Raw genomic sequence first — 13,601 nt, forward strand, 5'->3', positions numbered from 1 at the left:
CGGGGGCCGTCCCCGGGGCGTGGCCGGAGAAACGCGTGGGGTGTCCTCGGCGGTCCGTGAGACCCTTGAGTCGTAACCGACCGCCGACGGAAAGCCGCGTAGTGACCGCCACGGACCGCTCCATCGAGCTCATCAACACCGCCGCACAGGCGGCCGCAGACAAGCTCGCGCACGACATCATCGCCTACGACGTCAGCGATGTGCTCTCCATCACCGACGCCTTCCTGCTGGCGTCCGCGCCCAACGACCGTCAGGTCAAGTCGATCGTCGACGAGATCGAGGAGCGCCTGAGCAAGGAGCTCGGTGCCAAGCCGGTGCGCCGCGAGGGCGACCGCGAGGCCCGCTGGGTGCTGCTCGACTACATCGACATCGTGGTGCACGTCCAGCACAGCGAGGAGCGCGTCTTCTACGCCCTGGAGCGGCTGTGGAAGGACTGCCCGGAGCTCGACCTGCCCGAAGAGGCCAAGGCGACCCGCGGCAAGGCCGCCGAGCACGCCAAGTTCCGGGCCGAGGAGGACTCCGCCGGCGTGGAGGAACTGCGGTGACCGCCGAGGCCCGCGGGGCCGCCGGCGCGACCGAGACGAAGCCGGGCAGGGGCCGTCGCGTCATCCTGTGGCGGCACGGCCAGACATCCTGGAACGTGGACCGCCGCTTCCAGGGCTCCACGGACGTCGAGCTGACCGAGACGGGCATCGGGCAGGCCCGACGCGCCGCCCGGCTGCTCGCCTCCCTGAAGCCCGACGCCATCGTGGCCTCGGACCTCAAGCGCGCCGCGGACACGGCCGCCGAGCTCGCCGTCCTCACCGGCCTCGACGTCACCCACGACGAGGGCCTGCGCGAGACCTACGCGGGCGTCTGGCAGGGGCTGACGCACGAGGAGATCATCGCCCGCCACGGCGAGCAGTACGCCGCGTGGAAGCGCGGTGAGCCGGTGCGGCGCGGCGGGGGCGAGCTGGAGACCGAGGTCGCCGACCGCGCGGCCCCCGTGGTGCTGCGGCACGCGGACAAGCTCCCGGACGACGGCACCCTCGTCGTCGTCAGCCACGGAGGCACGATCCGCACCACCATCGGCCGGCTGCTCGGTCTGGAATCACGGCACTGGGAGGGCCTCGGCGGCCTGTCCAACTGCTGCTGGTCCGTGGTCGGCGAGGGCGTGCGCGGCTGGCGGCTCCTGGAGCACAACGCCGGCACGCTGCCGGAGCCGGTCCTCGGCGACGACGACTGAGGCGCGCCGGGCGGCTCTCCGTCCGGCCGCGGTGGCCTGGAGGGACCGGATTTCACTTTCCGGCTGGTCGCAGGCTAAAGTTCTTCTTGTTCGGCCCGCAGGGCGGGAAGAACGCAAGGGGCTATAGCTCAGTTGGTAGAGCGCCTGCATGGCATGCAGGAGGTCAGGAGTTCAATTCTCCTTAGCTCCACAGATCGACACTCTCGAGTTGTCGGACAGAGTGATGAAAGATCCCGTTCCCGTAAGGGGGCGGGATTTTTCGTTGTTCATCGCCGAGTTGGGGCCGTTTCTCCGAAGAATGTGCCGAAGCGGGCGCAGTTGGGCGGATCGATGCCGAAAGCCGCGTCGTGGACCCGCCGGAGGCGTCGCAGACGGCGGCGGCCGTGACGCCGTCGGGAGCCGCGCGCCCTCTCCCGGCCCGTGGGTGCCGTGGTCTTGGGCACACTCTTCTCGAACCCGCTTGAGTCACTTGGGGTCTCTGGGGCGTATACCTTTGCGGACGCGCTCCTGGCGTGCTCGTATGCGCCGGTCGCCGGAGCCGCACCGTGGGCCCGTGTCCGGACTGGTACGAAGGCGTCGCTGACCGTATTGCTCCGGCCGTGGCAGAATCAAACGGCCGGAAGGGGGCGCGGCCCGACGGGAGGGAGTAGCGATGCCTGCCAGCATCCTCGAGGAGGTCCACGATCTCCTCGAAGCGGCACCGAACAGCATGAAAGCCAACCTCCTTGACTGCCCTTCCTGCGGATCGGTCCACGTTGCCCAGGTTCTCGGTGACAACGGTGGAATCTCTTACGTGTGCACGGCCTGCGGCCACTGCTGGAGCTGACTGATGGGTGCGCACAGGCGGAAATGCGATTGGTGCGGCAGTGGTACGCCGATCGTCCGCGACATGGAGCCGGTCAACCACGACTACCAGTACTGGTGCGAGGAATGCGCGCGGGCGCTGATCATAAAAGGCGACCCGATCGAGACGTACCGCGAGCTGGAGGGCGAGCCGATCTACGCACGGCTCCTCGACGAACTCTGCACCCTCAAGCGCTTCTATTCGTTCGTCACGGCCTGACTCCCCGCCACCGCGCGTCCGCGCGAGCGGGGACACCGCGGCCGCCCCGGAACGGCCTCCGCACATCCTCCGCGCCCCCTTCGCGCCCCGGAGGTCCACGAGGCCGTCACGAGGCCCGTGAAGCCCGCCAGGAGCCGCGTCCGGCCGCGTTCGGGGATCCCCAGGGCTCGGTGGTCCAGCAGGCACCCTCGGCCGTCGCCCGCCGGCGGCTACACCTCATGAAAAAATGCGACATGAGGCCCGAATCGGTACACACGGGAAACGATTTGGTGGTTCACCAGGGGAACCGTGTAATGTTGGCGTCGCCGCCGGGGAAACCGGGGGACACGGTGAAAACGCGGTCTCGCCGCGTGGCCACAAGGGGCTATAGCTCAGTTGGTAGAGCGCCTGCATGGCATGCAGGAGGTCAGGAGTTCAATTCTCCTTAGCTCCACAGACGTTGAGAGCGGGCCACCCGATCAGGGTGGTCCGCTTCTTCGTTCTCCCGGTGCCTCGCGCGGAACATGCCGAAGGCGGGCCACCGGTTCCTGGTGGCCCGCTCCTTCGTGTCAGCGGCCGCTGCCGAGCGCGCGGCGCCCACGCCCCTGCGAGAGGACCGGCAGGTTGCGCGAGGGCGCGGAGCCCCGGGTGTCCTCCTCGATGCGCAGGGCGAGCGCCGGGCAGCGGCGCACCGCGCGCAGGGCCTTCGCCTCGGCGAACTGCGGCACCGGAGCCTGCGCGACGGTGGGGAAGCCGTCGGCGCCCAGTTCGAAGACCTCGGGAAGGAGGTCGGCGCACAGGCCGTGCCCGCGGCACAGCGTCCAGTCGACGAAGATCTTCTGGCGGCTCGTGCCCGTCTCCTGCTCGCCCGGGCCGCTCAGGACACCCATGGGCACCCGGCCGTCCTCGAAGAGGGGCAGAACGCCCTCCACGGGCCTTCCGCAGCCGTTTCCGAGGACGTGCGCGGCCAGGTCGTCCGTGAACGCCTTCAGGGTCGACTCGATGAACATCGCCGAGCCGTCCGGGTGGGAACAGGCGCCGCGCCGCTTCACGGACTTGGCGACCTGCTTCACGGCCTCCAGCGCGGCCGGGCCGCCGCCGTTGAGGATGTCGGCCAGGCCGCGCGCGGCGGCGGGCAGGCCGAGGAAGCAGGGGCCGCACTGGCCGGCGCTCTCGTCGGCCAGCCACTGCGCCACGCGCAGCGACTCGCCCAGCGGGCAGGTCTCCTGGGTGATGGGCAGGATCGCGCCGGCGCCGAGCGCACCGCCCACTGCGGCCAGGGAGTCCCGCGAGACGATCGCTTCGTTGACCGTCGCCGCGTCCAGCCACTTGCCGTGGTAGCCGCCGGTCAGCACGCCCTGGGGCATCGCGGGGGCGCCGGCGAGCTGCAGCACGTAGCGCAGGGGCACGCCGGTGGGGACCTCGATCACCATGGGGCGCGGGACCGCGCCCGAGACGGTGAGCAGGACGGTGCCGGGCTCGTCGTACAGGCCCGTGTTGCGGTAGCGGTCGGGGCCGATGCGGGCGGCGATGGCGAGCTGCGCGAACGTCTCGGCGTTCGACAGCAGGGTGGGCGCGCCCCCGACGCCCGTCTGGGAGGCGCTGACCTTGCGGCCGGGCGGCACCGCCGGGCCGCCGTCGATCGAGCGGATCAGCGACGCGGCCGCGCCGGTCACCATCCGCACCGGGTTGCGCTGCACGCGCGCGCGAAGGGGTGATCCCCTCCGGTTGCTCAGCCCCCGCTCGGCCAGCGCCGCCTCCATGGAGCGCTGGGTCGACTCACGGGTCACGCCGATCACGAGCTGGCGGGCGCCCATGGCCTCGGCGACCAGCAGGGCGCCGTCCAGGATGAGGTGCGGGGCACGGTTGATGAGCACCGTGTCCTTGCGGCAGGCCGGTTCGTCCTCGCTTCCGTTGACGACCACCACCGGGCGGATGCCCTTCTTGATGGCCGATTCGGCCACCGAGCGCAGTTTCTTGCCGAACGGGAAGCCCGCCCCGCCGCGGCCTTTCAGGTTGATGTCCTCGGCGAGGCTCGCGAGCTCTTCTCCGCCCAGCGGTTCGAGCGGACCGTGCACCTTGAGGTGCATGGGTAGATCAAGACGTTCAACCAGGTCGAAACCCGACGTGAGCTGCGGAAGTCCGACTACGCGGACCTCCGGGACGTCGGGCAGGGCCTCGTTCACTAAAAGCCTCCGGAAGGGGCATTCCATGATTCACCGGAGCCAGGAGCGTCGAAGGCGCCCGGCAGTACGTCAGTCGTGGGACCGCTGTCGTACGTGTCGTTGGTGTTGTACGTGCGGTAGGACGTGTTCGTCTCACCGGTGTTGTACACATCACTCGTGCCGTAGCCGCCGGCGGGCTGAGCGCCGTAGACGGGGGTGGTGTATCCGGTGTCGTTGAGCGGGTCGTACGCCGATACCGGGGCCTCGCCCACGGGGGCCGACTGAGGGACGGGCCAGCTCTGCGCGCCGCCGTTGCCGACGCGGGGAAACGTCTCTGTGGGCTGCGCGTTCATGGGCATCTGGAACTGCTGCGTCCCGGAGGCCGCGGGTGCGTCGCCGGGCGCGGCGGCGGTCCGGTAGGCCGCCGCGAAGCCGGCCGTGTCCGCACCGGCTTGCATGCCGCCGAACAGCGTGGACGAGGACTCCTTGCGCTCCGTGCGCGGGGACGGCACGCCGTCGTCGCCCGCGGAACGCCGGTCGGAGCGGCCTCCCGGACCCTGCGGGGACTCCATCGCGGCGGCGCGGGACGCCTCCAGGTCCTCGCGGAACCCGCGGGCGTTGCCGCCGCCGATGAGCGCCAGGACCTTCGCCGCGACCTTGTGCTTGAAGGGGGCCGGCGAGGTCCGCAGAGCCAGGGCACCCATGACCGCGAGCAGGCACAGGCTGTAGAGGATCGTGAAGATCGGCTTCGCCGCGCGACCCGCGTAGAGGCCGTGGACGAGCGCGGCGCACCAGGCCGGGTAGGCCAGCATGTGCATCGCGCGCCAGCGGGCCGCGACCGGTGCCGGCGAGGCGAAGGCGCTGCGCAGGGCGCCGGTGACGGCCGTGAAGATCATCAGCAGACCGGCCAGGGAGCCGAGGCCGATGAGCCCGCCGATGCCCGTGACGCCGAGGCTGAAGGGGACGAGGGCGGAGAGCAGGCTCGTGTGGTCGAGCGCGATCTTCACCGTGATGTGCAACAACAGGAAGGCGACCGAGGACACGGCGGTCGTCCGGTGCACGGCCTGGGCCACCAGCCGCTGGCGGGTGTTCAGGAAGATCCGGTCGGTCGCGACCAGCCCCCAGATCACCGAGCAGGACAGGGAGACCAGCGACAGGACGCCGGCGCCGAAGTTCAGGAAGTCCTGGACTGCGTTTCCTCCCACCAGCACGAACACCGGTATGAGGACCAGGACGACAGCCGTGGCCGTCCCGTAGGCCGAACGGCCCACCCGGGGAAGCGAGCTGTTGTTACGACGAGGGTTCATGAGGGGTACTCCCTACGGTTCGGGGAAGCGGTCCCGAAGGCGCACTCTAGGTCGAGAAAACGCGCCGAGCTCCACGTTTGAGTTATTGCGTTGTTACCAAAGGGCAATGAGGTCTTTGTGTTGTCCGCAAGCGTCCGTTAAGCGAAGTAAAATTTGAACATTGGTCAACAACTTTTTCCTGCCTGCCGGGGTGGCGTGGGGCGTCGGCGGGCCCGGAAGTTCGTCGCGGCTCGCGCGGGCGCTGCGGTACCCTGACGCCATGCGTGCCGTACGCCTTCTGCTTAGCGAGCCGCGCTGATCAGTCCCGACCGCTGACGCATCGCGGTCGGCATCAGCGCGGCGTCCCCTCCTGTGCGAGGGGTTTTTTCATTTCTGCTGGCAGAGACGATCGATGGAGCTTTGAGGACATGAGCGAGACGAACACCGCTGCCGCCACCGCCGAGTCGGCCGCGCCGCACCGCTACACGGCCGCCCTGGCCGCCGACATCGAGGCACGCTGGCAGGACTTCTGGGACGCCGAGGGCACGTACGAGGCTCCGAACCCCACCGGGGACCTGGCCGGGGATCCCGAGCTGGCGGCCCGGCCCAAGAAGTTCATCATGGACATGTTCCCGTACCCCTCGGGTGCGGGTCTGCACGTCGGCCACCCCCTGGGCTACATCGCCACCGATGTATACGCCCGGTTCCAGCGGATGACGGGCCACAACGTCCTGCACACCCTGGGCTTCGACGCCTTCGGCCTGCCCGCCGAGCAGTACGCCGTGCAGACCGGCACGCACCCGCGCGTGTCCACCGAGGCCAACATGGAGAACATGAAGGTCCAGCTCCGCGCGCTGGGCCTGGGCCACGACAAGCGCCGGTCGTTCGCCACGATCGACCCGGAGTACTACAAGTGGACCCAGTGGATCTTCCTGCAGATCTTCAACTCCTGGTACGACGACGAGGCCGCGAAGGCCCGCCCCATCTCCGCGCTGATCGCCCAGTTCGAGAGCGGTGAGCGTGCCGTCGCCGTCGATGGCACCTCGCGCGCGTGGAACGAACTGAGCGCCGGCGAGCGCGCCGACGTCCTGAGCGGCTACCGCCTGGCGTACGCCTCCGACTCGCCGGTCAACTGGTGCCCCGGCCTGGGCACCGTCCTGGCCAACGAGGAGGTCACCTCGGACGGCCGTTCCGAGCGCGGCAACTTCCCCGTCTTCAAGTCCAAACTGCGCCAGTGGAACATGCGCATCACCGCCTACGCGGACCGCCTGCTGGACGACCTGGACGCGCTGGACTGGCCCGAGGCCATCAAGCTGCAGCAGCGCAACTGGATCGGCCGCTCCGAGGGCGCCCGTGTCGACTTCCCGATCGACGGCGAAGCGATCACGGTCTTCACCACCCGCCAGGACACCCTGTTCGGCGCCACCTACATGGTGCTGGCCCCGGAACACCCGCTGGTCGAGAAGTTCACCCCGGCCGCCTGGCCCGAGGGCACCCACGACGTGTGGACCGGCGGTCACGCGACGCCCGGCGAGGCCGTCGCCGCCTACCGCGCGCAGGCCGCCTCGAAGTCCGACGTCGAGCGCCAGGCCGAGGCCAAGGACAAGACCGGTGTGTTCACCGGCGTGTTCGCCACCAACCCGGTCAACGGCGAGAAGGTCCCGGTCTTCATCGCCGACTACGTGCTGATGGGCTACGGCACCGGCGCGATCATGGCCGTCCCGGCGCACGACAGCCGCGACTTCGCGTTCGCGCGCGCCTTCGAGCTGCCCATGCGCTGTGTGGTCGAACCCTCGGACGACCGCGGTACCGACGCCTCCACCTGGGACGACGCCTTCGCCTCGTACGAGGCGAAGATCGTCAACTCCGCCGGCGACGACGTCTCCCTGGACGGCCTGGGCGTCGTCGACGCCAAGGCGCGCATCACGGAGTGGCTGGAGCGCCGCGGCATCGGCGAGGGCACCGTCAACTTCCGTCTGCGCGACTGGCTGTTCAGCCGCCAGCGCTACTGGGGCGAGCCGTTCCCGATCGTCTACGACGAGGACGGCGTCGCCCACTCGCTGCCCGAGTCGATGCTGCCCCTGGAGCTGCCGGAGGTCGAGGACTACTCGCCGCGCACCTTCGACCCGGACGACGCGAACACGTCCCCCGAGACCCCGCTGTCCCGCAACGACGACTGGGTCCACGTCACCCTGGACCTGGGCGACGGCCGTGGCCCGCAGAAGTACCGCCGCGAGACCAACACCATGCCCAACTGGGCCGGTTCCTGCTGGTACGAGCTGCGCTACCTGGACCCGCACAACGACGAGAAGCTGGTCGACCCGGCCATCGAGCAGTACTGGATGGGTCCGCGCGAGGGTCAGCCCACGGGCGGCGTCGACCTGTACGTCGGCGGTGCCGAGCACGCCGTGCTGCACCTGCTGTACGCGCGCTTCTGGTCGAAGGTCCTGTTCGACCTGGGTCACGTCTCGTCGGCCGAGCCGTTCCACAAGCTGTTCAACCAGGGCATGATCCAGGCCTACGTGTACCGCGACGGCCGCGGTATCGCCGTACCGGCCGCCGAGGTGGAGGAGCGCGACGGCGCCTACTACCACCAGGGCGAGAAGGTCTCCCGGCTGCTGGGCAAGATGGGCAAGTCCCTGAAGAACGCGGTCACCCCGGACGAGATCTGCGCCGAGTACGGAGCGGACACCCTGCGCCTGTACGAGATGGCGATGGGTCCCCTGGACGTGTCCCGCCCCTGGGACACGCGCGCGGTGGTGGGCCAGTACCGCCTGCTGCAGCGGCTGTGGCGCAACGTCGTCGACGAGACGACCGGCGAGGTCACGGTCGTCGGCTCCGAGCCGGACGAGGACACGCTGCGTGCCCTGCACAAGGCGATCGACGGTGTGCGCCAGGATCTGGAGGGCATGCGGTTCAACACCGCCATCGCCAAGGTCACCGAGCTGAACAACCACCTGACCAAGACGGGCGAGCCGCTGGCACGCCCGGTCGCCGAGGCGCTGGTGCTGATGGTCGCGCCGCTGGCCCCGCACATCGCCGAGGAACTGTGGCGCAAGCTGGGCCACGCCGACTCGGTCGTCCACCAGGACTTCCCCGTCGCCGACCCGGCGTACGTCGTCGACGAGGCCGTGACCTGCGTCGTGCAGATCAAGGGCAAGGTCAAGGCCCGCCTGGAGGTCTCCCCGTCGATCACCGACGCGGAGCTGGAGAAGGTGGCGCTGGCCGACGAGAAGGTCGTCGCGGCGCTGGACGGCGCGGGAATCCGCAAGGTGATCGTGCGCGCGCCGAAGCTGGTCAACATCGTCACGGCGTAGTCGCGCAGGTCCGGGCCGCGCGGCGGCTCGGGGTAGTCCCCTACGGGCAGGTTCGGGGTTCTTCCGGAACCCCGAACCTGCCCGCAGCGTTTACCGTTGAGAGCGCGGCGAAAGCTGCCGCGGCCGGTCGGAGGAGGAGTGTGATGGGTACCGTGATCACTGTGATCGCCTTGCTCTTCCTGCTGTTCGTGGTGTTCGGCGCGTATGCGACGGTGAAGGTGATCGGCGCCGCCAAGCGCGGTGTGGACCGCACCATCTCGCAGGCCCGCCGCACGGTCGAGGACACCACGCTGCGGGCGAAGACCTTCGCCCAGCCCGGCCCCCAGGGCGAGCTCGCCCAGCTCAGACTGTCGCTGCGCACATCGATGCGCGCCACCCAGGACGCGCTGGATGCGGGCGCCGCGGAGGACGAGTCCCTCAAGGAGTCCCTGAGCCTCTTCGAGCGGCTCAGCACCCACGGGCACGAGCTGGACGCCGAGCTGAAGCGTCTGGAGGCCGAGCCCGACCGGAACACGCTCGCCACCCGGCTTCCGGGCCTGCGCGAGCGCACCCGGCGGATCACGGAGTCGGCGGACTCGCTGCGCTGGGCCGCCCGAGACCGGGCCCACCGCTTCGCCGGCGACGACCTGGACACACTGAGCGCCCAGATCGACGTGGAGGCCGGCGCACTGCGTCACTGGACCAAGGAGCCGGGACCGCCCAGGTCCTGGCCCGATGCTCCCGCCGCGGACGCGGAGACCTCCGGCGGACGGAGCGCGCCCGGGCCCCGGCAGTCCCGTCCCGACGACGGGGCCGGCCGTTCGGCCATCACGCCGCCCGGCCAACGGCCCACCTACCCTTGGCAGAAGAAGCCCCGCCCCGAGAGCACGACATGATCCAGCCGTTCCGACCGCAGGTGGAAGGGGCCGGGCTGCCGCGCACCGGTCCCGCCAGGTAATCTCCAGCTCATGTCCCGCCATGTCGCGATCGTCACCGATTCAACGGCCTACCTGCCGCCGCGGACGATGGAGCGCCACGGCATCACATCGGTTCCCCTGACCGTGGTCCTCGGGGACCAGGCGCTCGAAGAGGGCACCGAGATCTCGGCCCGCTCCCTGGCCCAGGCGCTCCAGAAGCGGCGCCCAGTCACGACCTCCCGGCCCAGCCCCGAGACCTTCGCCGCGACCTACCGCGAGGTCGCCGAGGCCGGCGCCACCGGCATCGTCTCGCTGCACCTCTCCTCCGAGTTCTCGGGCACCTACGACGCCGCGGTGCTCGCGGCGCGCGACGCCCCCGTGCCCGTGCGCGTCGTCGACACCGGGATGGTCGCCATGGCTCTCGGGTTCTGCGCGCTGGCCGCCGCCGATTCCGCCGAGGCGGGCGGGTCCGTCGACGACGCGGTCACGGCCGCCGAGAAGCGGGCCGCGGGCATGTCCGCCCACTTCTACGTCGACACCCTCGACTACCTCCGCCGGGGCGGCAGGATCGGGGCCGCGCAGGCCCTGCTGGGTTCCGCGCTCGCCGTGAAGCCGCTGCTGCAGCTCCACGACGGCCGCATCGAACTCCTCGAAAAGGTCCGGACGTCGTCCAAGGCGATCGCGCGGCTGGAAGAGATCGTCGTCGACCGGGCGGGCAGCGCCCAGGTCGACATCGCCGTTCACCATCTGGCCGCCCCCGAGCGGGCGTCGGCCCTCGCGGACCGGCTGCGGGCGCGGGTGCCGGGACTCGCCGAACTGCACGTGAGCGAGGTGGGCGCGGTGATCGGAGCCCACACCGGGCCCGGACTGCTGGCGGCGGTCGTGTCGCCCCGATGAGAGGGCCGGCGCCTGCATCACTCGCGTCACCCGCGTGCGTCGCTCGTGCGGGCGATGGAGTTATCCACAACTGGGTGGCTTTCCACCGGAATTGAGCATGATCATCACGAGGGTGCGAGGTTGCCGCATCCTCGCCGCATGGAACGTCGATCGAGCTCACGCACCGCGACTCCGACCAGTGGCCCGGGTCGTGGCCCACTCCCCGACAGCCGCAGCCGTCATCGCCGCCGCGACCGGCGAACCCGGACCCGCCGCCACGACGCGTCGGCCGCGGCCCTCCGCCTGCGCGCCGACGCCCTCTTCACCGAACACGTCCAGAGACGGCGCGAGTCGGGGAACGGGCCACCGAGGCGGGACCGCGATGACGGGGACGCGGGCACGCTGCCCGAGAGTTGGTCGCCCGCACGGCGGTTTCCGCTCGGTCGACGAACTCCGCGAAGTGAACGGGATCGGAGACCGCCGCTTCGCCGATCTCCGGGACCTGGTGCGACCATGAGCGGCTCCGGTTCCGGTTCCGAGGTGAGGCGCCAGCGGGTCGCCCCGGTGTCCGGCGGGGTTTCCGGCGAGCCGGTGAGGATGCCGGAGCCCCGTCCCCGGATGACGAGGGAGCCCTGGGAGTCGCAGGGGCCCCCGGGGCGCCCTGCGGGTATCCCCGGCGTCACCGGCCGCAGGCCCGTGCACGCGGCCTCGGGGAGACGGCTGGGGGCCTCGCACCCCAGGACGGAGGGGCCGACCGACCTCCGGCTCGTGGCCCCCACGGCGGCGGCCTGGCTCACGGCGGCGGTGAGCGTCGGAGCGTCGCCGGGCTGGGTCACGGTCGTCGTGGCCGTGTCCCTGGCAGAAGGCCGGCGTACTGTTGGCGGTGGGGCGGAGGGACGCGCGGCCGGGGCGGAGAGAACTGGGCGTCCGCCGGGGAGCCGTCGGTGACGTTCGGCGAGGACACTCGGGCGCGGTGCGACCCGGGTTGTGGGGGTCCGCCGCCGCCGTGCTCCTTTGTGCCGGTGCCGCCGCGGGGCTACACGCGGCGGACCTGCGGCGCGGCCCCGTCCCCGCGCTCGCGGAGAGGTTCGCCGAAGTGACCGCGGAGGTGGAGATCACCTCCGATCCCCGCCTCGCCCGGCCTCGGATCAACGGGGACCACATCGCCCCGACGGCCCTGATGTTCGACGCCGACGTCACGCGGGTCACACAGGCGGACGGCACGGTGCTGGCCACCCGGACCCCGGTGCTGGTGATCGTCGACGCCCGCTCCCGACGAGACGCGCCCCGGGAGAGCGGCGGCCGCTCGCCCTGGCTGTCGCTGCTGCCGTCGACGCGGCTGCGGGTGGCGGCACGGGTCGTGCCCGCCCTGTCGGACGGGAAGGACATCGCCGCGGTGCTGCGGGTACGGGGGAGCGCGGCGCCGGCTGTGGTCGGAGCGCCGTCCGGTCCGCAGCGGTTCGCGGGCCGGCTGCGCGAAGGGCTGCGCAAGGCGACCGACGGCCTGGACGCGGACGCGCGGGCGCTGCTGCCGGGGCTGGTGGTGGGGGACACCTCACGCCGGAGCTGGACGACGCCTTCAAGGCCACCGACCTCACGCACCTCCTCGCGGTCAGTGGGGGCAATCTCGTCATCGTCCTCGCGCTGTTCACCGGGCCACCCGGCCTCGCCCAACGGGCGGAGCGCCGGGGCCTCGCCTCGCGGCTCGGGGTTTCGCTGAGGGCGACCGCCCTGCTCGGCGGAGCGCTCACGCTCGCCTTCGTCGCCGTATGCGGGCCGGACCCGAGCGTGCTGCGGGCGGCGGCCTGCGGAGGGGTCTCGCTGCTCGCCATCGCGATCGGGCGCCGCAGATCGCTGATCCCGGCGCTGGCCGCCGCGGTTCTGGTCCTGGTGCTGTACGACCCCTGGCTCGCCCGCAGTTACGGGTTCCTGCTCTCCGTCCTCGCGACCGGAGCCCTGCTCACGCTCGCCCCGCGCTGGAGCGCGGCCCTGCGGCGACGCCGGGTGCCTCCGCGCGCGGCCGAGGCGCTGGCCGCGGCCGCCGCCGCGCCGGCGCTGTGCGCGCCGGTGGTCGCCGTGCTGTCGGCCCGGGTGAGTCTGGTGGCAGTGCCGTGCAATCTCATCGCGGAGTTCGCGTTCACGCCGGCCACGGCGCTGGGGACAGCCCCGTCGCAGACTGCTGCTGGTCGCGTTCGTCCGGGTCCAGCTCTCAGCTGACCTCAAGACCAGGCCTCACCCCAGCCTCACCCCTTCTCTCTTCAATCAGCGTGAGAAAACTGGCAGTAGAAAGGATGTCAGCATTCCGACCACGGGATGATTGCTGGGGTGAGCTGCTGGGACGTCCGCTGGGGCTCCTGTCCTCGCGCAAGAGATGTCGCAAGAGAAGCTGCAAGAGATATCGAAAGAGATGCTGCAGGAGATGTGGGTGGTCTCCGGCCCAGCTGCCGACGAGCTGAGTGGGCGCTGGGTCATCGGCTGCGAAATTCCTCGGCCCAGGTCTGGACTGGTTCGTTGAGCGTCAAGTTGTCCGCGGGCTACGGTCTGGAGCAGTTGGGCGCAGACTGTAGCTTCGGCAGCAAGGCTGGCGGGGCCGCCCAGTACGGGGAAGGGTGCACGGACTCGGGCAGCCGTGCTCGGCTGGAGCAGCGTGTAGGCGTAGAGCGTGGCGGTGTCGAATCCCTCAGGGGCTCGCCCCCATCCCTCCCAGTCCAGCAGTTGTAGAGGTGAGGCGGTGAGATTCGCCTAGTGCACGTCTGCGTGGGCGATGGTCCAGCAGAATGCGGCGGGCGCAGGG

The 13,601-nt window shown here is 70.8% G+C and carries 8 protein-coding genes, 2 tRNA genes and 1 pseudogene; 9 read left to right on the top strand and 2 right to left on the bottom strand.

Features of this window, described 5'->3' with window-relative positions; all coding sequences use genetic code 11:
• Positions 1-101: 101 nt before the first annotated feature.
• The 5 genes from rsfS (at position 102) to ACWEBX_RS01015 (ending at position 2,721) form a co-directional block, all read left to right on the top strand.
• Positions 102-545 (top strand): ribosome silencing factor, encoded by a 444-nt coding sequence (gene rsfS, locus ACWEBX_RS00995; RefSeq protein WP_451882787.1) that lies wholly within the window; start codon positions 102-104, stop codon positions 543-545.
• Positions 542-1,225, top strand: coding sequence for a histidine phosphatase family protein (locus ACWEBX_RS01000; RefSeq protein ID WP_451882788.1), 684 nt, complete (start codon positions 542-544; stop codon positions 1,223-1,225). The genes rsfS and ACWEBX_RS01000 overlap by 4 nt, the downstream gene beginning before the upstream one ends.
• 117 nt (positions 1,226-1,342) lie before the next feature.
• Positions 1,343-1,415, top strand: a tRNA-Ala gene (locus ACWEBX_RS01005).
• A gap of 639 nt (positions 1,416-2,054) precedes the next feature.
• Complete coding sequence (locus ACWEBX_RS01010) at positions 2,055-2,288, top strand: hypothetical protein (RefSeq protein WP_355774604.1); 234 nt, start codon at positions 2,055-2,057, stop codon at positions 2,286-2,288.
• A 360-nt stretch (positions 2,289-2,648) separates the two neighbouring features.
• Positions 2,649-2,721, top strand: a tRNA-Ala gene (locus ACWEBX_RS01015).
• A gap of 115 nt (positions 2,722-2,836) precedes the next feature.
• Here ACWEBX_RS01015 and ACWEBX_RS01020 read toward each other — a convergent pair.
• Complete coding sequence (locus ACWEBX_RS01020; protein WP_451882789.1) at positions 2,837-4,453, bottom strand: NADH-ubiquinone oxidoreductase-F iron-sulfur binding region domain-containing protein; 1,617 nt, start codon at positions 4,451-4,453, stop codon at positions 2,837-2,839.
• Positions 4,453-5,739 carry a cytochrome b/b6 domain-containing protein gene (locus ACWEBX_RS01025; RefSeq protein ID WP_451882790.1) on the bottom strand — a complete coding sequence of 429 codons (1,287 nt, stop codon included), beginning with the start codon at positions 5,737-5,739 and terminating at the stop codon, positions 4,453-4,455. The genes ACWEBX_RS01020 and ACWEBX_RS01025 overlap by 1 nt, the downstream gene beginning before the upstream one ends.
• A gap of 407 nt (positions 5,740-6,146) precedes the next feature.
• Between ACWEBX_RS01025 and leuS the strand changes: the two genes are divergently transcribed.
• From leuS to ACWEBX_RS01045, 4 genes and pseudogenes are all read left to right on the top strand, one after another.
• Positions 6,147-9,035, top strand: a complete 2,889-nt coding sequence (gene leuS, locus ACWEBX_RS01030; protein ID WP_451882791.1) for a leucine--tRNA ligase — start codon at positions 6,147-6,149, stop codon at positions 9,033-9,035.
• A 143-nt stretch (positions 9,036-9,178) separates the two neighbouring features.
• Positions 9,179-9,910, top strand: a complete 732-nt coding sequence (locus ACWEBX_RS01035; RefSeq protein ID WP_451882792.1) for a hypothetical protein — start codon at positions 9,179-9,181, stop codon at positions 9,908-9,910.
• Positions 9,911-9,982: 72 nt separating this feature from the next.
• Positions 9,983-10,828 carry a DegV family protein gene (locus tag ACWEBX_RS01040; protein ID WP_451882793.1) on the top strand — a complete coding sequence of 282 codons (846 nt, stop codon included), beginning with the start codon at positions 9,983-9,985 and terminating at the stop codon, positions 10,826-10,828.
• A gap of 675 nt (positions 10,829-11,503) precedes the next feature.
• A pseudogene (locus ACWEBX_RS01045) lies at positions 11,504-12,988 on the top strand (ComEC/Rec2 family competence protein); the annotation flags it as partial.
• Positions 12,989-13,601 lie beyond the last annotated feature (613 nt).

The sequence above is a fragment of the Streptomyces sp. NPDC005070 genome (assembly GCF_053600395.1).

Excerpts from the sequence above, each read along its gene's own strand:
- ACWEBX_RS01010 (WP_355774604.1), top strand. The coding sequence starts at position 2,055 with ATGGGTGCGCACAGGCGGAAATGCGATTGGTGCGGCAGTGGTACGCCG.
- ACWEBX_RS01025 (WP_451882790.1), bottom strand. The coding sequence starts at position 5,739 with ATGAACCCTCGTCGTAACAACAGCTCGCTTCCCCGGGTGGGCCGTTCG.
- leuS (WP_451882791.1), top strand. The coding sequence starts at position 6,147 with ATGAGCGAGACGAACACCGCTGCCGCCACCGCCGAGTCGGCCGCGCCG.
- ACWEBX_RS01035 (WP_451882792.1), top strand. The coding sequence starts at position 9,179 with ATGGGTACCGTGATCACTGTGATCGCCTTGCTCTTCCTGCTGTTCGTG.
- ACWEBX_RS01040 (WP_451882793.1), top strand. The coding sequence starts at position 9,983 with ATGTCCCGCCATGTCGCGATCGTCACCGATTCAACGGCCTACCTGCCG.